The sequence below is a fragment of the Streptomyces venezuelae genome (genome assembly GCF_008642375.1).
GTDB lineage: Bacteria > Actinomycetota > Actinomycetes > Streptomycetales > Streptomycetaceae > Streptomyces > Streptomyces venezuelae_G.
In genome coordinates, this window is record NZ_CP029194.1 from 3,963,886 (window position 1) to 3,982,582 (window position 18,697).

22 protein-coding genes, 1 tRNA gene and 1 pseudogene are annotated in these 18,697 nt (G+C 69.9%); 19 read left to right on the forward strand and 5 right to left on the reverse strand.

From position 1 onward, the window contains the following. Positions 1-61: 61 nt before the first annotated feature. The 3 genes and pseudogenes from DEJ46_RS17945 (at position 62) to DEJ46_RS40515 (ending at position 2,229) form a co-directional block, all read left to right on the forward strand. Positions 62-550 carry a hypothetical protein gene (locus tag DEJ46_RS17945; RefSeq protein ID WP_150267709.1) on the forward strand — a complete coding sequence of 163 codons (489 nt, stop codon included), beginning with the start codon at positions 62-64 and terminating at the stop codon, positions 548-550. A 336-nt stretch (positions 551-886) separates the two neighbouring features. Beyond that, a pseudogene (locus DEJ46_RS17950) lies at positions 887-1,045 on the forward strand (FAD-dependent oxidoreductase); the annotation flags it as partial. A gap of 773 nt (positions 1,046-1,818) precedes the next feature. Then, a complete protein-coding gene (locus DEJ46_RS40515; protein WP_263411753.1) occupies positions 1,819-2,229 on the forward strand; it encodes a tyrosine-type recombinase/integrase in 411 nt (136 codons plus the stop codon). Positions 2,230-2,286: 57 nt separating this feature from the next. On the opposite strand, the gene DEJ46_RS17965 is transcribed toward DEJ46_RS40515, so the two are convergent. Next, a complete protein-coding gene (locus tag DEJ46_RS17965; RefSeq protein ID WP_150267711.1) occupies positions 2,287-2,739 on the reverse strand; it encodes a hypothetical protein in 453 nt (150 codons plus the stop codon). Between the two features lie 475 nt (positions 2,740-3,214). On the opposite strand from DEJ46_RS17965, the gene DEJ46_RS17970 reads away from it, so the two are divergent. Then, positions 3,215-3,646 carry an SMI1/KNR4 family protein gene (locus DEJ46_RS17970; protein ID WP_150267712.1) on the forward strand — a complete coding sequence of 144 codons (432 nt, stop codon included), beginning with the start codon at positions 3,215-3,217 and terminating at the stop codon, positions 3,644-3,646. Positions 3,647-4,576: 930 nt separating this feature from the next. Further along, positions 4,577-5,491 (forward strand): nuclease-related domain-containing protein, encoded by a 915-nt coding sequence (locus DEJ46_RS17975; protein WP_150267714.1) that lies wholly within the window; start codon positions 4,577-4,579, stop codon positions 5,489-5,491. Here the strand turns inward: DEJ46_RS17975 and DEJ46_RS17980 are convergent. Together DEJ46_RS17980 and DEJ46_RS17985 are read right to left on the reverse strand one after the other, a co-directional pair. Further along, the gene (locus DEJ46_RS17980) at positions 5,464-6,147 is read right to left on the reverse strand and encodes a YdcF family protein (RefSeq protein WP_150267715.1); all 684 of its coding nucleotides are present in this window, start codon (positions 6,145-6,147) and stop codon (positions 5,464-5,466) included. The genes DEJ46_RS17975 and DEJ46_RS17980 overlap by 28 nt on opposite strands. Next, on the reverse strand, positions 6,144-6,938 hold the full coding sequence (locus DEJ46_RS17985; RefSeq protein WP_150267717.1) for a GntR family transcriptional regulator: 795 nt from the start codon (positions 6,936-6,938) through the stop codon (positions 6,144-6,146). The genes DEJ46_RS17980 and DEJ46_RS17985 overlap by 4 nt, the downstream gene beginning before the upstream one ends. Positions 6,939-7,093: 155 nt before the next feature. On the opposite strand from DEJ46_RS17985, the gene DEJ46_RS17990 reads away from it, so the two are divergent. The 11 genes from DEJ46_RS17990 to DEJ46_RS18035 all read left to right on the forward strand — a co-directional run bounded on the left by DEJ46_RS17990 (position 7,094) and on the right by DEJ46_RS18035 (position 14,049). Further along, a complete protein-coding gene (locus tag DEJ46_RS17990; RefSeq protein WP_150267719.1) occupies positions 7,094-7,423 on the forward strand; it encodes a hypothetical protein in 330 nt (109 codons plus the stop codon). Positions 7,424-7,425: 2 nt separating this feature from the next. After that, positions 7,426-8,775: an FtsK/SpoIIIE domain-containing protein gene (locus DEJ46_RS17995; RefSeq protein WP_150267720.1), complete on the forward strand. Its 1,350-nt coding sequence runs from the start codon at positions 7,426-7,428 to the stop codon at positions 8,773-8,775. A gap of 84 nt (positions 8,776-8,859) precedes the next feature. Then, on the forward strand, positions 8,860-9,054 hold the full coding sequence (locus DEJ46_RS18000) for a hypothetical protein (protein WP_150267722.1): 195 nt from the start codon (positions 8,860-8,862) through the stop codon (positions 9,052-9,054). Positions 9,055-9,074: 20 nt separating this feature from the next. Then, a complete protein-coding gene (locus tag DEJ46_RS18005) occupies positions 9,075-9,752 on the forward strand; it encodes a DUF2637 domain-containing protein (protein ID WP_150267724.1) in 678 nt (225 codons plus the stop codon). 20 nt (positions 9,753-9,772) lie between these two features. Beyond that, positions 9,773-9,961 carry a mobile element transfer protein gene (locus tag DEJ46_RS18010; protein WP_411757760.1) on the forward strand — a complete coding sequence of 63 codons (189 nt, stop codon included), beginning with the start codon at positions 9,773-9,775 and terminating at the stop codon, positions 9,959-9,961. A 19-nt stretch (positions 9,962-9,980) separates the two neighbouring features. Then, complete coding sequence (locus tag DEJ46_RS39180; RefSeq protein WP_099054313.1) at positions 9,981-10,136, forward strand: hypothetical protein; 156 nt, start codon at positions 9,981-9,983, stop codon at positions 10,134-10,136. 354 nt (positions 10,137-10,490) lie between these two features. Continuing rightward, positions 10,491-11,039: a GGDEF domain-containing protein gene (locus tag DEJ46_RS18020; RefSeq protein ID WP_150267726.1), complete on the forward strand. Its 549-nt coding sequence runs from the start codon at positions 10,491-10,493 to the stop codon at positions 11,037-11,039. Between the two features lie 91 nt (positions 11,040-11,130). Continuing rightward, positions 11,131-11,298 carry a hypothetical protein gene (locus DEJ46_RS39185; RefSeq protein ID WP_190622731.1) on the forward strand — a complete coding sequence of 56 codons (168 nt, stop codon included), beginning with the start codon at positions 11,131-11,133 and terminating at the stop codon, positions 11,296-11,298. Positions 11,299-11,303: 5 nt separating this feature from the next. Beyond that, on the forward strand, positions 11,304-12,707 hold the full coding sequence (gene repSA / locus DEJ46_RS18025; RefSeq protein ID WP_150267728.1) for a replication initiator protein RepSA: 1,404 nt from the start codon (positions 11,304-11,306) through the stop codon (positions 12,705-12,707). Positions 12,708-12,709: 2 nt separating this feature from the next. Further along, complete coding sequence (locus tag DEJ46_RS18030) at positions 12,710-12,913, forward strand: helix-turn-helix domain-containing protein (protein WP_150267730.1); 204 nt, start codon at positions 12,710-12,712, stop codon at positions 12,911-12,913. Next, the gene (locus DEJ46_RS18035) at positions 12,913-14,049 is read left to right on the forward strand and encodes a tyrosine-type recombinase/integrase (RefSeq protein WP_150267731.1); all 1,137 of its coding nucleotides are present in this window, start codon (positions 12,913-12,915) and stop codon (positions 14,047-14,049) included. Before DEJ46_RS18030 ends, DEJ46_RS18035 begins: the two co-directional genes overlap by 1 nt. Positions 14,050-14,120: 71 nt before the next feature. Here DEJ46_RS18035 and DEJ46_RS18040 read toward each other — a convergent pair. Continuing rightward, a tRNA-Thr gene (locus DEJ46_RS18040) sits at positions 14,121-14,194 on the reverse strand. 182 nt (positions 14,195-14,376) lie between these two features. On the opposite strand from DEJ46_RS18040, the gene DEJ46_RS18045 reads away from it, so the two are divergent. From DEJ46_RS18045 to DEJ46_RS18055, 3 genes are all read left to right on the forward strand, one after another. Further along, a complete protein-coding gene (locus DEJ46_RS18045; protein ID WP_150267733.1) occupies positions 14,377-15,474 on the forward strand; it encodes an ABC transporter ATP-binding protein in 1,098 nt (365 codons plus the stop codon). A gap of 234 nt (positions 15,475-15,708) precedes the next feature. After that, positions 15,709-16,119 (forward strand): hypothetical protein, encoded by a 411-nt coding sequence (locus DEJ46_RS18050; protein WP_150267735.1) that lies wholly within the window; start codon positions 15,709-15,711, stop codon positions 16,117-16,119. A 49-nt stretch (positions 16,120-16,168) separates the two neighbouring features. Then, positions 16,169-16,885 (forward strand): NDP-sugar synthase, encoded by a 717-nt coding sequence (locus tag DEJ46_RS18055; protein ID WP_150267737.1) that lies wholly within the window; start codon positions 16,169-16,171, stop codon positions 16,883-16,885. Positions 16,886-17,005: 120 nt separating this feature from the next. Here DEJ46_RS18055 and DEJ46_RS18060 read toward each other — a convergent pair whose 3' ends face one another. Next, complete coding sequence (locus DEJ46_RS18060; RefSeq protein ID WP_150267739.1) at positions 17,006-18,649, reverse strand: DoxX family membrane protein; 1,644 nt, start codon at positions 18,647-18,649, stop codon at positions 17,006-17,008. Positions 18,650-18,697 lie beyond the last annotated feature (48 nt).

An 18,697-nucleotide genomic window follows, 5' to 3' on the forward strand; every position in this document is an offset into this window, starting at 1 on the left:
CACGCACCCGGTTACGTTCCTCCGGGCGAACCGCCCACTCACCACCGGGGGAGACAAGCACGTGACGAAGCACCAGAGGCCACTGACCGCGGCCCTGACCCTCGTATGCCTAGCGGCAACCGGCTGCACCACCAGCACCACCACCACCGCCGACCCGAAGCCGTCGAACACCCCGCAGCCGACAACACAGTCACCCCGGGCCGAATCCGAGGAAGCCCAGGGCAACCGCGCCAAGGCCGCACTGGAACCACCCTCGCGGACCGACGAGGACCCCGACTTCGTGGAGTCCGGCCTGGAGCGGGCCCAGGACGGCGTACACAGCCTCTCCCCCGTGAAAAAGGGCAAGACCTACAGGATCTCCATGGCCTGCGTAGGCACAGGAACAGTGAAGGTCACCCTCGCCGACAAACCCCGACAGCCCGTGGCGTGCAACGGAGTCCCCGCGACCCACCACATCGAGAACGCCCCGGCACACCTCCCGATCGACATCACCGCCACATCAGGAGCGACCGGCATGGTGGCATGGCGGGTCGCCTCCGTCCCTTCCTGACCGGAGGACGACGGGGCCGTGGACGGCGAAGACCCCCAACCAAGATCGGTCGGGGGTCTTCGCCGTTTCCTACCTGGAGCCCCCTGTCGGGTTCGAACCGACGACCCGCGCACTGCAAGCAAGCTCAGGCCGGCAGGCCCTGCTGGCACCGGGGTTCCCCGTGGGTCCCCGCTCCATCTGGCACGGTTGTGACACGGGCGACCCAGGCCCATCCCTGTTGGATTCGTGCAACTCGGGCAGTTGCATGGGGGACTGATGATGCCGACACCTGAGTTGGCGAACCAAGCCTCCCCCATCCGGCATGACGGAGGAGACCGTCCAGGTCTCCAGCTCGACGGCTACGTCGGCTCGGGCTTCACCACGCCCAACCTGGCGGCCCGCGCCCTCCGCGACCTGATCCAGCAGGACTCGGGCCAGTCCGGCCCCACGGACCTCACGGCACTGCCCTGGGTGAACCACAAGGTCCGCAAGCGGGAACCGGAAGCGCTGCGCTGGCAGCGGGCAGCGGGCAGCCACCGAAGGAAGAGAGGGAAGGGGGCAGGCCGCAAGCGCCCTGCCCCTTTCCTCTACGCCCCGCCGACGGCCGCGTCGTCGCTCACTCCACCTGAATCCCGAAGTCCCCCACCAACTCCTCGAGACCGCCCTGGTACCCCTTCCCCCCGAGGACGAAGTCCCAGTTGCCGCCGGCCCGTCGCCGGAACGTGGCGATTCTTGACCAGCGCGTCACTCTCTATCGCCCTGGGCTGCGTCATCGGCATGTAGGCGTTCCCGCCCGCTGCTGGCTACCGACCGCCTCGGCCACAGTCGCCCCCAGGCCCCATCCCGTCTGCCGCCGATCCACACGTATGTGGAGCGGGCGCGGTGACGCCCGGCGCCGTGTCTGCTCGGCTTGCCTGGGTCGATGGCAGACGGGACGGGAGTTCCCCGCCTCAGCCCCTTCACGGCCGGCACCCGCGTACGGAAACCCCGCCATCCCGAAGCCTGAGCGCCCCGCCGGAGGCATCGTTCTGATCCCCGGTTCGCCTCGGCCGCTTCGTGGTTCGTCACCCATCAACCCGAGCTGTCAGGCGGGCGGACGGCGGCCGGGCTGGAGGGGCGTAGACAGGAGCGCAGGCCCGGACGCCGGGCCGCGCGCGCCGCGCCGTGCGCGGCGGGTGCCTTGATGAGGTAGAGAAACCTGTAACAACTCGCTCTGCCCCAGGCGGTCTTGTCGCTACGGCCAACAGCTGCTGGCACGGGTGTGGGGACGGCACAGCTGAGGCCGGCTGATGAGCGATCTCACGGTGAATCCGTGGAAGAGGCACGGCAAGGATCGGCTCTACGTGAACGTCCCGGACGGAACATCCGTCGCCTGGGGGGATCGAGCGAGGAAGACCGTGACGATCAAAGCTCGGCAGTACCAGGATGAGGCGTTGGCCTTGCTCCGGCGCCGCCTTGGGGGCGAGACCGTCGGCCTCCGGCTCATCCGCCTCCACGACGCCCGCCACGGCTGCGCGACGCTCCTCACCGCCGCCGGCGTCGCGCCGCGCGTCGTCATGGAGATCCTCGGGCACAGCCAGATCAGCCTGACCATGGACGTCTACACACACGTCGTCCAGGACACGCAGCGCGAGGCCATCAGCCACGTGGACCGGCTCCTCGAACGAAGGCGTCCGGAGCTCCGCCCCGACTGCGGCTGAGTGTGCTGAATGCCGGTCTGACTCGACCCCATGCTCTGCTCAGAGCATGGGGTCGAGTCAGTGAAACCAGACGACGAGACGCACGTTCTCCGCGCCGTGAACCTCGCTGAGGATGCGCATGACGCTCCAGACTCGGCCCCAGTCGGTGTCGGTCCCTGCGGCTGACGCGCGGCTTCGTGCACCGGAGGCGTCCGTCTCCTGCCAGTCGGTAGCCGCCAGCTCAGCCCAGGTCACCCATGTCGTCCCGTGTACGGAGTGAGGACCGCCGTAACCTGCGAACTCACTATGCAGCCCATCCGACGCGTCGTCCGGAAGGCCGCGGCCTTCGGCAAGCGGGCGGAAGCCGAAGGAGTTGCGGATGCCGAAGAGACAAGCCAGGCCGTCGTAGGCGTTGCCCCTGTTGAGCAGGAAGAGGTCGATGCCGAGTTCCCAGACGGCGTCCTCGTCGTCCGGACCCCACAGCCGGGCCCCTGGCCGGCACTCGATCATTCCACTGACATCGGTCGACATGGCGTGATCCTGCCTGCCAGGCCCGGGAGCCGGCATCCGCTTTTCGCTCCACGTGCTGCGGACCGTCCCCGGCCGACCGTCGCCGTAGATGTCAGCCGTAGATGTCAAAGACCCCCAACCATGATCGGTTGGGGGTCTTCGACGTTCCTACCTGGAGCCCCCTGTCGGGTTCGAACCGACGACCCCCGCTTTACAAGAGAGGGAGGGCGATCACCGGTGTGACCTGCAAACTCGCTGCCTGGGAAACGCCCCGGGCACGCACCGCCGTTGCTCCCGATTCCCCGTGGCTCCCCGCCACTTCTGGCACGGAAGTGGCACGGCCGCGTTCTGATCCGCAGCTCTAGCCAGACCGGTCAGCAACGTCCATTCCGAGGGACGCTACCGGACTGGGGGGCGGTTGCTGAGGTTTGCGGTACGAGGGCGCGGCACAGCGCCCGTTGTCGGGACGGTCAGCCCTTCGGCCTAAGCTGCGCCTATGTGGAAGGAAGCCGCTGTCGAAGCCTTGCCCGACGTCGAATTCAGGGCACCCGTCGATGCAGCGGCTCTAGCCGAGGCAGAGCGGCGCCTTGGCCGCGGCTTGCCAACGCAACTGACCGCTCTACTGATGGAGACAGACGGGATAGTCGGCGGGTATAGGAAGGACGTCGTCTGGTCCCTGGATCGGATTGTGGAGCAGAACCTGCTGTTCTGGTCCCCCGACACCTTCCCGGGCCTGTACATGCCCTTCGACCCGTTGCTGTTCTTCGGCGACAACGGTGGGGGCGACCAGTTCGCCTTCGTGCTAACGCCAGAGCGCCCGGATATCTTCGTCTGGGACCACGAGGATGACAGTCGGCTGTGGGCCGCAAACGAGCTGGAGGACTACCTGCACCGTTCCCTCTCGGGCGGTGGAGACTGGTACCGGTAGCCACCCTCTATGTCCCTAGTTTGGGCGTTCTTCTGTGGCTCCTCCCCCTCGCTCCCGCCTGATCGGTCACGCAAGAGGCACACGTGCCAGGATGCCGGGATGGTGCAATCACATGCCGCGTGGGAGAAGCACGTACGAGGCCTGGCCGAGGCCCTCATTGGTCCCGACTCGGAGCCTCTGCGCGGGCACGTTCTCGACTTCCTCAGGGCCGGTGAGCACGGACTCGCTATCGAGACACTCGCCGACTGGATCGGGGATCTGGAAGACCCCACGCTCGTCACGCCTGCCAACCGCGCACGGGTGCTCGATCTGGCCTCGGACTTCCCCGAGGAGACACGGATTCGCGTGAGGCGTGCTCTGGCTGACCCCGCCGGCCGATGACACATGGCCGGTGGAGCTGCCATGAGCTCCCCGCCCCGCCCACCACTCACCCCCAACTCCCATCCCGTCTGCCGTCGACCCACACGTATGTGGAGCGGACGCGGTGCCGGGCGTCCAGGTGGAGCGCGCCACTGTACGAACGACCTGGACGCCCGGCGCCGTGTCTGCTCGGCTTGCCTGGGTCGATGGCAGACGGGATGGGAGTTCCCCGCCTCAGCCCCTTCACGGCCGGCACCCGCGTACGGATCCCCCGCCATCCCGGAGCCTGAGCGCCCCCGCCGGAGGCATCGTCTTGGCCCGAGTGTTGTGGCCGTCCCTGGTTCGTCGCCCATCAACCCAAGCTGTCAGGCGTGCGGACGGCGCCCGGGCTGGAGCGGGGCGTAGACAGGAGCGCAGGCCCGGGCGACGGGCCGCGCGCGCCGCGCCGTGCGCGGCGGGTGCCTTGATGAGGTAGAGAAACCTGTAACAACTCGCTCTGCCCCAGGCGGTCTTGTCGATACAGGCAACAGCTGCTGGCATAGATGTGGGGACGGCATAGCTGGGGGGCTGATGAGCGATCTCACGGTGAATCCGTGGAAGAGGCACGGCAAGGATCGGCTCTACGTGAACCTCCCGGACGGAACATCAGTCGCCTGGGCGGATCGAGCGACGAAGACCGTGACGATCAAGGTTCGGCAGTACCAGGATGAGGCGTTGGTCCTGCTCCGACGTCACCTTGGGGATGGACTCACCGTTGGCTCCTCTCCTTCGCGCACTCAGGGAGCGGCCCCTGCCCCGCCCCCTCGCCATCCTGGCCCCTCAGCCACGAACCACCCGGCCGGACGGCCGGCACCTCTCCCACCCCTCAGCCCAAGTGAGGACCTGGCGAGGAACCGCCCCGGCGCCCGACTCCTTGGGACGATCGCCGAGCGAGGCCCGTCAACGGCTCAGCGGCTACGGGCGAAGTTACTGCGGCAGCCCTCGGAATGGGACAACTGGTACGCCGGGCTTGCGGGAGAGCGGCGGGTAGGTCGGGAGCTGGAACGCCTGTCGCCGCTTGGTTGGCGGATCCTCCACGGCATCGAGAAGAGCAACGGCGGCGACATCGACCACTTGCTGATCGGCCCTGGAGGTGTGTTCAGCATCAACACCAAGGCCCACCAGGGCGCCTCGGTCTGGGTCGGCGACGCGATGGCCAAGGTCAATGGTGGACCGCCCCAGCCCTACGGTGCGGCAAGCAAGGCCGAGGCCGACTACGTGCGAAAGGTGCTGGGCCGGTACTGCGCCTTCGACGTGCCCGTCGAGCCAGTCCTGGTGTTCGTCGGCGTGGTCTCCCTGCATCGCGCAAATGCGCAGGGCGCCGTTCGCGTCTACCAGGAGCGAGAGGTGGCGGCTCTCGGGCCTCTCACCGGCAGGCTCACCTCAGAGCAGGTGGAGAGCGTGTACGCCGCTGCCCGTCACCGGCGCGCCTGGCTCCGAACTTGACCTTGCTCGTCCCTCAGGAGGCGGCTCGCGAAGCCCTGTCGGCAGAGTCGTTCGTACGCGTCGATCACGTCATCCGGCACCTGCTGACTGATCATGAAGCCCTGGTCCGGGTAAATCAGAAGTCGCTGCAAGGCCCCCACCAGCATGTCGATCACCAGACGAGCGTCACCGACGGAGTCGACGTACTCGTTCAGCGTCATAGGGCTGGAGGCGCTGACAATCTCCACTTCGGGCCAGAGCTGCCGCGCCGTGGCGTATGCGCGCCGCTCCTCGTACGGCTTGCTGATCAGCAGCACGGAGGACACGTGGATGCCGGCCTCCAGGAGTAGCTCTCGGGAGAAGCGAATGTTCTCGCCCGTGTTCCGGGCCCGCGGCTCCACAAGCACGGCCGAGCTAGGGACCCCGAGCTCAAGCGCCCGCTCTCGGTAGTGGACGGCTTCACCGCGGGGCATCCGTTCCCGTGTCGTCGGGCTGGTCGCCCCGGTGAAAACGAGGAGTGGGGCCATGCCGCGCTTGTAGAGGTCGACTGCGGCGTCGGCTACCCCCAGGTCGTGACTGCCAAGCCCGATCGCCACTGAGCACGGCCGGGGCGTGTGGCCCATCTGGTGGTAGCCCCACAGGCGCTGTGTGTCGGCCCAGTCCTGGGTGGAGATCACTGCTGGCTGTTCCTGTCCTTCGCCGAGTCCGGGACCTTGAAGTCGTACTCCCAGGCGAAGCGGGAAGCGGCATGCACTCCAATGGCGAACTCAACCACTGTTCCGTCTGCCGTGTACGTCGTCCGGTGCAGCTCGACCACGGGTTCGCCCGGCGGGAGCTGTAGGAGCTTCACCTCGTCTGCTGTCGGCGTGCGGGCGAAGAGCGACTCCTTCATGTGGTCGATCTCGTAACCCGCGTCGTACAGGACGCGGTAACCACCGCCTCGGCCGGCCGGACCGGGTGTGGGATCGACCAGGCGGGTGCCCTCGACGTGTTCGGGGCGGTAGTAGCTGGTCAGCGTGTGCGTCGGCTGGTCGCCTTCCTTCACCAGCCGGGCGCGGGCGTATACGGGAGCTCCGGCTTCAAGGCCATGGGCAGTTGCTACCGCTGTCGGGGCGTCTACGAGGCTGATTGTCTGCGTCTGCTCGTTGCGGCGGTACGACCGTCCTGACGCCACGCGATCCGCGATGAACGCCACCTCGTCGCCGTCGCGCCACTTCACCTTGTCGTACCGGGCGATACCGAGCCGCTTGAGCGGCACCTGCTGCCGTACGACAGTCCCGTGGCCGCGTGTAGAGGTGACCAGCCCTTCCGCTTCCAGGGCCTTGTATGCGGCGTTGACGGTGGCCTTGGAGCCTTCACCTGCCTCGACCAGCTCTCTGATCTGCGGCAATCGCTGGCCCGGCTCGTAGTCACCCCTCTTGATTTGCTCGGCCAGCTTGTCTGCCAGCTCCCGCCACTTGGGCGCCATCTCGTACCCCTCTCAACGAGAACCAGTCAAACACAGTCCTAGGACTGTTGACAGTCCTAGGACTACGGGCGCACTATCTACTCAGTCGCTCGCAGTCCTAGGACAGCGGGCCCTGGCAGTACCCGTTCGGGCTGCCCAACAACGTAGGAGTGCTGATGCCGTCCTTCAAGATCGACCTTTCTACCGCCGTCGTGTTTGTCGCGACCGCTCCCACGCCGAAGCTCGTGAGCAAGCAGACCGGTGAGCGTGCCGTGGACCGGGAGACCGGTGCGGGGCTGTCCACGGTGGGGCTGCTGATCTCGGATGAGGGTGAGGGCAACCTCTACCAGGTGACCGTTCCGGAGACCGGGATCCCCGCGGGCCTCGCCCCGGGCATGCCGGTGTCGGTGATCGGGCTCAAGGCTCGGGACTGGGAGAACACGTTCAACGGGCAGACCCGTCACGGCATCTCGTTCCGCGCGGTCGCCCTCACGGCTGGTGCCTGACCATGACGGATCTGTCGACGTTATGGGAGGTCGGCGTCCCGCTGGCCAGTGCGGGCGGCCTCGGCTACGCGAAGGTCCGCGCCCCGCGCGTGTTCTGGTCGCTGGTCGGACTGCCGATTGCTCGCGTGCGGTTCGCGGTGACGTACCGCTCCACGATGGACGTGTGCGGGCTGACGGTTCAGCCGTCCCGCGTGCGGGCGTTCGTGGTCCGCAACGTCGCTCGCCGCAGTGACGTGCAGCCGGTGCCGCCGAAGGTCCGCCGGGTGCGGGGTTCCTCGACCGGGATGCGGGTCACGCTCCGTCTCCCCGCCGGTTTGGAGCCCACTGACGTGGTCGCGGCCTCTGAGCGGCTGCGGCACGCCTGGGGCGTCCACTCGGTCATCGTCGTCGAGACGAAGCCGGGGTTCGTGGAGCTGAGGATGACCGGCTACGACGTGCTGCGGCGGGTGAAGATGCCTCGCCGCGTCCCCTCCGGTCCGATGACGGTTCCGGTCGCGCTGCGGGAGGACGGGACCGCTTTCGTCCGGGACTACCTCAAGGTCCCGCACGCGCTGACGCTCGGCGCCAACCAGTCGGGCAAGTCGATGTACCAGAGGAACCTGGTCGCGGGGCTGGCTCGCCTGCGCCGGGTCGCTCTGGTCGGGATCGACTGCAAGCGCGGTGTCGAGCAGCGGGGATACGCGCCCCGGCTCTCCGCCCTGGCCGTGACGCCCGATGAAGCGTCCGGGGTCCTGGACGCGCTGGTAGACGAGATGGAAGCCCGCTTCGACCTGCTGAGCGAGCACGGCGCCTCCGACGTCTGGGACCTGCCCGAGGGCGTTCGTCCCGTGCCGGTCGTGCTGCTGGTAGACGAGGTGGCCGAGCTGTTCCTCGTAGCGACCAGAAAGGACGAGGAACGTCGGGACCGGATGGTCACGCAGATGATCCGCCTCGGGCAGATGGCCCGCGCGGCCGGCATCTTCCTGGAGGTCTGCGGCCAGCGGTTCGGCTCCGAGCTCGGCAAGGGCGCCACGGCACTCCGCGCCCAGCTCACCGGACGCGTCGTCCACCGGGTCAACGACAAGCAGACCGCCGACATGGGCCTGGGCGACATCGCCCCGGACGCGGTCGTGGCCGTGACGTCGATCCCGCCCGACCGGCCCGGTGTCGCCGTGGCCGGTGACTCCTCCGGCGGCTGGTCCCGCATCCGTACCCCTGAGTTGAGTGCGGCCAAGGCCGCCGAGATCTGCGCCGGGTACGCGCACCTGACCCCGGACCTCCCGCGCCTGGCCCCGTACCGGCCGGAGATCCCCGCCCAAGCGCCGTCCGCCGAGCCCGTGCCGCTCGCGAAGCCGATCCTGGCGACGGACTAGCAGTCCCCTCTCCTCTCTCGGTCGGCGTGACCGTCTCGCGCCAGGTCCCTACCCGACCCATGCCCGAAACCGAAGGGAACCGCCATGAGCACCGTCAAGAAGAAGCCCCCGGCCTCGCGCCGCCGCACACCCAAGCCCGCTCCCGTCCCGCCGCCCTGCGAGACCTGCGCCGGGACCGGGGAGACCACGACGGCCGTCCGCGTCGGCCGCAAGGGCAGGGCGATCGACGCCACGCAGACCGGGCTCTGCCCCGACTGCTTCGGCACCGGCACCACCTGACCCCAGATAGGAGGTGACCCGTGTTCCGCACCCTCCGCCTCGACCCCGTACTCATCCAGGCCGTCATTGCCGGGGCCCTGTCCTTCGCCCACCTGCACGACCTGGCCGCTGCGGCCGGACAGGACGGCTGGAAAGCCTGGGCCTACCCGGTCAGCGTCGACCTGCTCCTTGTCGCCGCCTGGCGCCGGATGCGCACCGACTCAGGCAACCGCGACGCCTGGCTCTGGTTCGCGATCGCCCTGATCGCGTCGCTCGGCGCCAACGTCGCCACCGCCGGACTCCTCGACATGAACGACGTCCCGGACTGGCTGCGCATCCTCGTCGCCGGATGGCCTGCCCTCGCCTTCCTCGGCGGCACGCTCCTCGCCCACTCACCTGCCCCGACACCGAGCCCCGATCCGGACCCGGAGCCTGCCGAAGAGCTCGGCCTCGCCCCCGAGCCGGACGTGATCGTGGAACGCGCCCCGGAACCGGTACCTGAGCTGCCGCCGGCCGTGCCGCTCCCGGAAGAAACACCGCCGGAGCCTGTTCCCCCGGTCCCCACCGTGCCCGTTCCGCCCGCACTGCTCGACCACGCCCGGAAGATCGCGGACGCCCACCACGCCCAGACCGGTACCCCGATCGACGCCACGACCCTGCGCGGCCGCCTCGGCGTCCCTGCCGCACTGGCGGACTCGATCGCCCTTCAACTCACGTGACAGGAAAGGAAATTGAGCTGATGCGTCCGAACCGTTTCTACTACGTCGTCCGCTTCGGGCCGGTGCAGGTCGCCACCCGCTACGACATCCGGGGCCGCGCCAAGCACACCGCCGTCTGCACGGCCCCCGGCTGCGACTTCTCCGCCGACTACTCCACCCGCGCAGGCGCCGAACTCGCCGCCCATACCCACCGTTGCACCGCGCGCTGACCCGAAGGAGATCCACGTCGTGGACGTCCCGCTCTGGCTCGCCCTGATCGTTGTCGGCGGCCTCGGCATCAAGCTCATCCGCCCGCCCTGGTGGCTCGTCGCCGTGATCCTCCTCGGCGGCTACCTCCTCGCCGACAGCCTCTTCGCCCCGCTCGTCGACCCGATCACCAAGTAGGGAGAACCGCCGTGCTCCGACCGCGCATCCCGGTCAACCCGCTCCCGACCGGCACCCTCACCCCGCTCGCCCAGCCCCCGCCACGACCGAGCCCCACCACGACATCACCCCTGCGCCGTGCAACCACGACCACACCCCGGCACCGACGCCGGTCACCTCGCCCCGAACCACCGTCCAGCTCACCCCCGGCAGCGCGGTCGCCCTCGCCGCCGGCGGTGGCGCGGTCGTCCTGGTCGTCGGCACCGTCCTCGTCTCCATGCTCCTCGCCGTCGCCATCACCGGCGTCTCCGTCGCCGTCATCGCGGTCGTCCTGCGCCTCCTCATCCGCGACATGCAGAAGGGCCGGTGAACGTCATGGACACGCAGACGATCGCAGCGGCTGGCTTACCGGCCCTCGGCTGGGCCCTCCACGGCGGACTGCTCCTGCGCCGCCTGGCCACCGCCCGCCGCGACCCCCTGACCGGGCTCCACACCCGCGCCGGATGGACCACCCGCGCCGAACACCTGATGGCGAGGAACGCCAACGCTCTCGTGCTCCTGGTCGACCTGGACGACTTCAAGGCCATCAACGACACCCACGGCCACGCCGCCGGTGACGCGGTCCTCACCGCCACCGCTCAACGGCTGACCGGCTGGTGCGGACGCCACGGCATCGCCGCCCGCCTCGGCGGAGATGAGTTCGCCGCCATCGTCACCGACCCCAGCCACACCGCAGGCCTGTTCGCCCTCCGGACCGCTCTGGATAAGCCGGTCACGCACAACGGTCACGTCCTGCCGGTCTCGGTCTCGGTCGGCCACTGCCACCGCGACCACCTTCCGGTCCCGCTCCTCACCGACGCTCTCTCGACCGCCGACTCCCCGATGTACGCGGCCAAGGGCCACGGCAGGCGCAACACACGCTGAGCGGCACCCGGGACGGCCTCGGTCGCCAAACTTCCGCCGCCCCGGGCGCCTGAACACCTTCCAGATCCGCCGGACCCGAAAGGGAAACCTCATGATGCCCCGCGTCTGCTCCCACTGCGACGGCTTCCCCGTCGTACACATCACCACCGGCAGCCTCTCCCCCGACGGGCAGCGCCGCACCCTCCCCGCCGCCTGTCCCGTCTGCAAGGGCACCGGCACCCGCACCGCCCCGGCCTTCCTCGTCCGCGCCGGGAAGTGACCGCCTTGACCGACACCGCCACTGCGGCGGGCCTGGACCCGGCCACCCTGAGCGACCTGCTCCGGATGGCCGGGTCCCCCGGCTTCGACCGCCTCAACGAACAGATCCGCCGCACCGGCGGCTGCACCGCCCCCATCCGCCTCACCGGCGGCACCAAGACCCTCGACCCCGCCACCAAGACCCTGCTCCACGCCTACAACACCGACGCCGAACCCGGCGGAGTCCTCCGCGTCGCCTGCGGCAACCGCCGCGCCTCCCGCTGCCCCGCCTGCGCCTGGACCTACGCAGGCGACACCTACCACCTGATCCGCGCCGGACTCGTCGGCTCCCCCGACAAGGGCACCCCCGACACCATCCGCGACCACCCCCGCGTCTTCGCCACCCTCACCGCCCCCTCCTTCGGCCCCGTCCACAACCGCCCCGGCACCCGCCCCTGCCGCTGCGGCACCCACCACCCCGAGGACGCGCACGAACTCGGCACCCCGCTCGACCCGGGAACGTACGAGTACGCGGGTGCGGTGCTGTGGAACAACCACGCCTCCGAGCTGTGGCGCTACTTCACGATCTACCTCCGCCGAGAGATCGCCGCCCGCGCCGGCCTCACGCAGAAGGCTGCCCGCGAACAGTCCCGCGTCTCCTTCGGCAAGGTCGCCGAGTACCAGAAGCGTGGGGCCGTCCACTTCCACGCAGTCATCCGCTTCGATGGACCCGACGGCCCCGACACCGCCCCGCCCGCCTGGGCCACCCTCGACCTGCTCACCGACGCCATCCGGGCCGCCGCCGCCCGCGTCCAAGTCGTCGTCCCCGCCAACCCGCAGTACGGCATCGACACCGATTGGGTGCTCCAGTGGGGCGAGCAGATCGACGTCCAGCCCATCGGCGCCTTCGGCCAAGGCGAAGAACTCACCGAACAGGCCGTCGCCGCCTACGTCGCCAAGTACGCCACCAAAGCCGCCGAGACCACCGGCACCGTCGACCACCCCGTCGGCAACAAGGAAGCGCTCGTCCTCCTCGGCGTCCCCGACCACCCCCGGCGCCTCATGGAAGCTTGCATGGACCTCGACCCGGCCTACCCGGGCCGACGGCTCCGAGCCTGGGCCCACATGCTCGGCTTCCGCGGCCACTTCTCCACCAAATCCCGCAGCTACTCGACCACCCTCGGCGCCTTACGCCAGGTCCGCGCCGACTACCGCGCCGCTCAACAGCGCACCGCCCTCGGCCTGCCCGACCCGGACGAACACCCGGAGGCCACCGTCCTCGTCGTCGCCCACTGGACCTACGCGGGCCATGGCTCCACCCCTGGCGAGTCCTGGCTCGCCGCCAACGTCCGTCGGGACATGCAGCACAACCGCGAAACCGCCCGCGAGATCCGCGCCCAGCTCGAAGCGTCCGCCGAAGAGGAGTGGTGACCATGTCCGCCCGTCTGCTCACCGTCGACCAGGTCGCCGAACTCCTCGGCACCACCGTCCGCTTCCCTCGGCGGCTGATCGAGGAACGGCGCATCACCTTCGTCAAGGTCGGCCGTCACGTCCGCATCCCGGAGCCCGCCGTCGAGGCTTTCATCGCGACGCACACCGTGCAGCCTGTCGAGCGTCGCTACGGGAAGGTGGCCTGATGGCGAACCGCAAGGGCCAGCGCCGTCGGTTCGGCACCGTGCGGCAGCTCGCGTCCGGCCGCTGGCAGGCTCGCTACCGCGACCCGCTGTCGGGCGAGACCAAGTCCGCGCCGCACACCTTCGACACCAAGACCGATGCGCTCGTATGGCTGACCGCCATCGAGGCGGAAATCATCCGGGGCACCTACCAGGCCCCCGACGCCGGCAAGGTTGCCTTCGGGCCGTACGCCGACGACTGGTTGAAGCACCGCAAGCTGGAGGACCGGACCCGGGAGCGGAGCGAGAGCGTGATCCGGCTGCACATCAAGCCGACCTTCGGCGCCGGGACGCTCGCCGCGATCACCACTCCCCGCGTACGAGCCTGGCGGACCGCCCTCCTGGAGGACGGCATCGGCGAGCCGACCGTCGTCAAGGCGTACCAACTCCTCCGCGCGATCCTGAACACGGCCGTCGACGACGAGCTGATCCGCCGCAACCCGTGCCGCATCAAGGGCGCCGACCGCTACGACGTCCCGGAGCGGCCCGTCCTCACCGTGGCCGAGGTGTACGCCGTGGCCGACGCCATCCAGCCGCACCACAGAGTGCTCGTCCTCCTCGCCGCCTTCACCACGCTCCGCTTCGGCGAGCTGGCCTCGCTCCGCCGCCGGGACCTCGACCTGACCCGCTCCGTGGTCATGGTCCGCCGTGCACAGGCCGAGCTGCAGAACGGCACGCTCGCCGACAAGGCACCGAAGTCCGCCGCCGGCGTCCGGCCCGTCGCCTTCCCGGCCGAACTCGTCCCCGAGCTCGCTCACCACCTGGAGCACTTCGCCGGGGCCGGGCAGGACGGCCATCTGTTTCAGGGTCCCCGCGGCGGGCTTCTCCGACGGAGCAACTTCCGGGACGACTGGACCGCCGCCCGTACCAAGGCCGGCATCTCCGGGGACGTCCACTTCCACGACCTCCGCCACACCGGGAACACCCTCGCCTCCAGCGCCGGGGCCAGCACGCGCGAGCTCATGACGCGGATGGGGCACAGCACGACCCGGGCCGCGCTGATCTACCAGCACATGACGAGCGACCGTGATCAGCACATCGCCGGGAAGCTCGGAGAGATGATCCGGCAGGCCCGCCAGGAGGGGCCTTCTGGCACGTAGGTGGCACGGCCGTGATCATGCGAAAGGGCCAGCGCCGGGGAAACATGCCCCTGCGCTGGCCCTTTGCCTTGAGCCCCCTGTCGGGTTCGAACCGACGACCCCCGCTTTACAAGAGCGGTGCTCTGGCCAGCTGAGCTAAGGAGGCAGCCAGTGCAGTGTAACCAACCCCGCACGGGCCGCGGCCGGAAATCTCTGGTCCTCCGGAGTGCTGACAGATCGGGCATCGCCAGGTAGCGTCACCTACGGTTCACTCAGGTGGACTAGACCTCAATCCTTCCTTTACTCGGATCGTCCGGCACGTTCCTGCCGGTGAAGGGACACATCACCATGGCTTCCGTCACTTTCGACAAGGCGACCCGGGTGTACCCCGGTGCCACCAAGCCCTCCGTCGACCAGCTCGACATCGAGATCGCCGACGGCGAGTTCCTCGTCCTCGTCGGACCCTCCGGCTGTGGCAAGTCGACCTCGCTCCGCATGCTCGCGGGGCTCGAGGACGTCAACGCCGGCTCCATCCGCATCGGTGACCGCGACGTCACGCACCTGCCGCCGAAGGACCGGGACATCGCGATGGTGTTCCAGAACTACGCGCTGTACCCGCACATGACCGTCGCCGACAACATGGGCTTCGCGCTCAAGATCGCCGGCGTCAACAAGTCGGAGATCCGCGCCAAGGTCGAAGAGGCCGCGAAGATCCTCGACCTCACCGAGTACCTGGACCGCAAGCCGAAGGCGCTCTCCGGCGGTCAGCGCCAGCGTGTCGCCATGGGTCGCGCCATCGTGCGCGAGCCGCAGGTCTTCCTCATGGACGAGCCGCTGTCGAACCTCGACGCGAAGCTCCGTGTCTCGACCCGTACGCAGATCGCCGGCCTCCAGCGCCGTCTGGGCATCACCACGGTCTACGTCACCCACGACCAGACCGAGGCCCTCACCATGGGCGACCGCGTCGCCGTGCTGAAGGACGGTCTGCTCCAGCAGGTCGACTCCCCGCGCAACATGTACGACCGGCCCGCCAACCTCTTCGTCGCCGGCTTCATCGGCTCCCCCGCCATGAACCTGGTCGAGGTCCCGATCACCGACGGCGGCGTGAAGTTCGGCAACAGCGTCGTCCCGGTCACCCGTGACGCCATCGCCGCCGCCTCGGCCGCCGGCGACACCACCGTCACCGTCGGCATCCGCCCCGAGCACTTCGACGTGCAGGGCTCGGAGAGCGGCGAGGGCCTGGCCGTCACGGTCAACGTCGTCGAGGAGCTCGGCTCGGACGGCTTCATCTACGGCTCCACCCGCGTCGGCGGCGAGGACAAGGACCTGGTCGTCCGCGTCGGCGGCCGCGACGTCCCCGCCAAGGGCTCCACGCTGCACGTCGTCCCGCGCGCGGCCGAGCTGCACGTCTTCTCCACCTCCACGGGTGCTCGCCTCAGCGACTGACCCGCAGCCGAGGCGCATGCCTTGCTGAACGGCCCCGCATCTCTTGCAGATGCGGGGCCGTTCGCCTAAGAGGTCCAAGGAGGCGCAAGTCGTGGTTTATCGCGGAAAACCCCGGCATTCAGGGCCCGTCTCCGACCCCCGCGTCAACACGGAATTCGAAAAGCCGCCTCGAACCATCCCCCGCGAGAGTGACTAAATGTCGCCATATCACTACCGGCCGCTACGCTCGCCTGCGTGACGCACACTGCCCGCCGAATCGGCCGCTCTCTCGCCCTCGTCCTGCCCGTCGTCCTGGTGCTCTCGGGAACGCTCGCGGTGTCCGCCGTTCCGTGGGCCGGCCAGGACTCCACCACCCAGCTGACGGCTTCCTCCACGGACGTCTCCGTCCGCGCCAAGTCCCGTGCCCCGCAGGATATTCTCCGCGACCAGCTCCTCGCAGAGCTTCAGCAGAAGGACCCCGGCACGGCCCTGACGCACCTCCAGCGCGAGGTCGAGAACCGGCCGTCGCTCGCCGACCACTGCATGTCCATCGCCCGCGCCCTCGGCCGCGCCGCCGTGAAGCACTACGGCCCCTCCCGGGCCCAGTCCTACTCCCGCCCCGTCTGCGACACCGCGTACGCGACCGGCGTCATGCGCGCGAGCTGAGCCGCGAGCTGAACGGCTCGACGCGTGCGGGGCGCCTATCGTTCCCCGTATGCACACCAACCCGACGCAGGCCGTGGTCCTGGCGGGCGGCCAGGGCTCGCGGCTGCGCCCCTACACCGACGACCGCCCCAAGCCGATGGTCGAGATCCCGGGCACCGGGACCCCGATCATCGGCCATCAGCTGTCCTGGCTCGCCGCCGAGGGCGTGACCGACGCGGTCGTCTCCTGCGGCCACCTCGCCGAGGTCCTCCAGGAATGGCTGGAAACCGCCGACCTCCCCCTCAAGGTGACGACGGTCGTCGAGTCCGAGCCCCTGGGCCGCGGTGGCGGTCTCAAGTACGCCGCCACGCACCTGCCCTCGCCGGACCAGCCCTGGTACGCGACCAACGGCGACATCTGGACCCGCTTCTCGCTCCGCGAGATGGCCGCCTTCCACGCCGAGCGCGACGCCCTCGCCACCCTCGCCCTGGCCCGCCCCCGCATCCCCTGGGGCGCCGTCGAGACCGACAACTTCGGGCACATCACCGACTTCGTCGAGTCGCCGCCGTCGCCGTTCCTCATCAACGCCGGCGTGTACGTCTTCTCCGCCGCCTTCACCGAGCTCCTCCCGGACCTCGGCGACCACGAGCGGACCACCTTCCCCCGGCTCGCCCGCGAGCGCCGCCTGGCGGGCTTCCCGCTGCCCCACGGGGCGTACTGGCGGGCCATCGACACCGCCAAGGACCTCACCGAGGCAGCCAAGGAGCTCGCCGCCCAGAGGGCCTGAGTGGGCTGAGTCGGCCTCAGTCGCCTGAGTGACTGAGTGACCTGAGAACCCTCGCCCTCGTACGTACGCCGAAGGGCGGCGCCGCCTCCGCGGTGCCGCCCTTCGCCGTATGTACTCCGCTCAGCCCAGCAGGCCGCCGATCGGGTTCCTCGCGCCGCCCGACGTCGAGCCGCTCTCCGACGGCGTGCTGCTGCCGCCCGTCGAGCCCGTCGAACCGGTGGAGCCGCCGCTCGACGTGCCGCCCGTGCTCGTGGGGGTGTCGCTGGTGGTCGGCGGGGGCGCCGGGTCCGACTGCGTGGGCGGGCGGGTCGTCGTGGCCGAGCCCGTGCTGCCGGTGCCCCGCGTGGCCGTCGGGCGCTGCTCCTGGGTGCGGGTGGCCTCCCGGGTCGTCTCGGTCGGCCGGGTCGCCTCCTCGGTCTCCTCGCGCCCCGCCGTGGCCTCCGTCGTCTCGGAGGTCGCGGACGGCTCGGGCGCCGTCGTGGTGCTCCTGGAGGGGGCGCGGCGCGTCGGCTCCGTGGGGAGCGGCTGGCCGGGGAGGTGGTTGATCGGGTCGTCGTTGGGGCCCGGGACGGTGACCATCTCGGTCGAGCGGACCGCGCCGCCGAGGACGGAGCCGATGAGGAGGGTGAGGCCGACGACGACCGAGGCGAGGAGCGTGCTGCGGCGCGTGACGCGGCGGCGGAGGGCCCAGAGTTCCGCGCGCGGCCCGAGGGTGCGCCAGGCCTCTCCGGCCAGGCGGCCGTCGAGCGAGTAGACGGGGGCGCCGGCGATGATCAGCGGGGACCAGGCGGCGAGGTAGATGATGTCGGCGGAGTCGTAGACCGGGACGGTCTTCCAGCTGACGGTCAGGAGGAGCGCGGCGGAGAGCAGGGCGCCGACGACGGCCGCCACCCGCTGCCAGAGGCCGAGGACGGTCAGGACGCCGACGACGACCTGGAGGAACGCGACGGTGAGTCCGGCGCCCACGGGGTGCTGGAGGGCGAAGTCGCGGAGCGGTTCGGCGAGGGGCCACGGGTGCAGCGAGTTGAGCCACTTCACCATGGAGCCCCGCTCGCCGCCGTCGAAGTAGACGGGGTCGCAGAGCTTGCCCATGCCCGCGTAGATGGAGATGAAGCCGAGGAAGACGCGGAGCGGGAGGAGGACGACACCGAGGTTCATCCGGCGGCCGGGGTAGTACGCGTGCCGGACCGGGTCGTGGGTCTGGCGGCGGCCGTCGCGGCCCTCGTGACCGGCCCTGGCGTCCCTGCCGTCCGCCGTGTCGTCCCCGTACGGCCCGGGGGTCTCGGGCCGGAGCTCGTACACGTCGTCGTAGGCGCCCTCGGCGCGGCGCATCGGCGGCAGGAGCGGGCCGGCTGCCTCGGCGGGCACCACCGGGGTGGGCATGGTGTCGTCGATGCGCGGGATGGCCTGCGTGACGCCCGTGTCGAGCCCGGCGTGTCCGGCGGTCGCCGGGTCGAGCGTGGAGACGGAGGACTCGCGGACGGCCTGGAGGAGTCCGGTCGCGCCCGGCGCGGACTTCCCCGTCCACACGACGGGACGGCGGCGCGGCGCGCCCCCTCCCGCGGCTCCGGCGGCGGCTGCGGCTCCCGCGAAGGCGGCGACGCGCGGGTTCCCGGCGAACGTCGGCGCCTTGGCCGGCGCGAGCCGCACACGGAAGCTGGCGTGGTTCACGATCACCTGGGCGGGATCGGAGTCCACTTTGACCATGCTCAGCGCGGGCTGATCGTCGAACCCCGGCCGGGGCGTTCTGGTGTCCACACTCATCTAACCGAGTGATCTGGGTTTAGGACACTGCCTTGACAGCTCGCAAAT

Coding starts and splice junctions, on each gene's coding strand:
- DEJ46_RS18055 (WP_150267737.1), top strand. CDS start 16,169: ATGCACACCAACCCGACGCAGGCCGTGGTCCTGGCGGGCGGCCAGGGC.
- DEJ46_RS17990 (WP_150267719.1), top strand. CDS start 7,094: ATGCCGTCCTTCAAGATCGACCTTTCTACCGCCGTCGTGTTTGTCGCG.
- DEJ46_RS18035 (WP_150267731.1), top strand. CDS start 12,913: ATGGCGAACCGCAAGGGCCAGCGCCGTCGGTTCGGCACCGTGCGGCAG.
- DEJ46_RS18045 (WP_150267733.1), top strand. CDS start 14,377: ATGGCTTCCGTCACTTTCGACAAGGCGACCCGGGTGTACCCCGGTGCC.
- DEJ46_RS39185 (WP_190622731.1), top strand. CDS start 11,131: ATGATGCCCCGCGTCTGCTCCCACTGCGACGGCTTCCCCGTCGTACAC.
- DEJ46_RS17970 (WP_150267712.1), top strand. CDS start 3,215: ATGTGGAAGGAAGCCGCTGTCGAAGCCTTGCCCGACGTCGAATTCAGG.
- DEJ46_RS17985 (WP_150267717.1), bottom strand. CDS start 6,938: ATGGCGCCCAAGTGGCGGGAGCTGGCAGACAAGCTGGCCGAGCAAATC.
- DEJ46_RS18000 (WP_150267722.1), top strand. CDS start 8,860: ATGAGCACCGTCAAGAAGAAGCCCCCGGCCTCGCGCCGCCGCACACCC.
- DEJ46_RS40515 (WP_263411753.1), top strand. CDS start 1,819: ATGAGCGATCTCACGGTGAATCCGTGGAAGAGGCACGGCAAGGATCGG.
- DEJ46_RS17975 (WP_150267714.1), top strand. CDS start 4,577: ATGAGCGATCTCACGGTGAATCCGTGGAAGAGGCACGGCAAGGATCGG.
- DEJ46_RS17995 (WP_150267720.1), top strand. CDS start 7,426: ATGACGGATCTGTCGACGTTATGGGAGGTCGGCGTCCCGCTGGCCAGT.
- DEJ46_RS18060 (WP_150267739.1), bottom strand. CDS start 18,649: ATGAGTGTGGACACCAGAACGCCCCGGCCGGGGTTCGACGATCAGCCC.
- DEJ46_RS17965 (WP_150267711.1), bottom strand. CDS start 2,739: ATGTCGACCGATGTCAGTGGAATGATCGAGTGCCGGCCAGGGGCCCGG.
- DEJ46_RS18020 (WP_150267726.1), top strand. CDS start 10,491: ATGGACACGCAGACGATCGCAGCGGCTGGCTTACCGGCCCTCGGCTGG.
- DEJ46_RS18030 (WP_150267730.1), top strand. CDS start 12,710: ATGTCCGCCCGTCTGCTCACCGTCGACCAGGTCGCCGAACTCCTCGGC.
- DEJ46_RS18010 (WP_411757760.1), top strand. CDS start 9,773: ATGCGTCCGAACCGTTTCTACTACGTCGTCCGCTTCGGGCCGGTGCAG.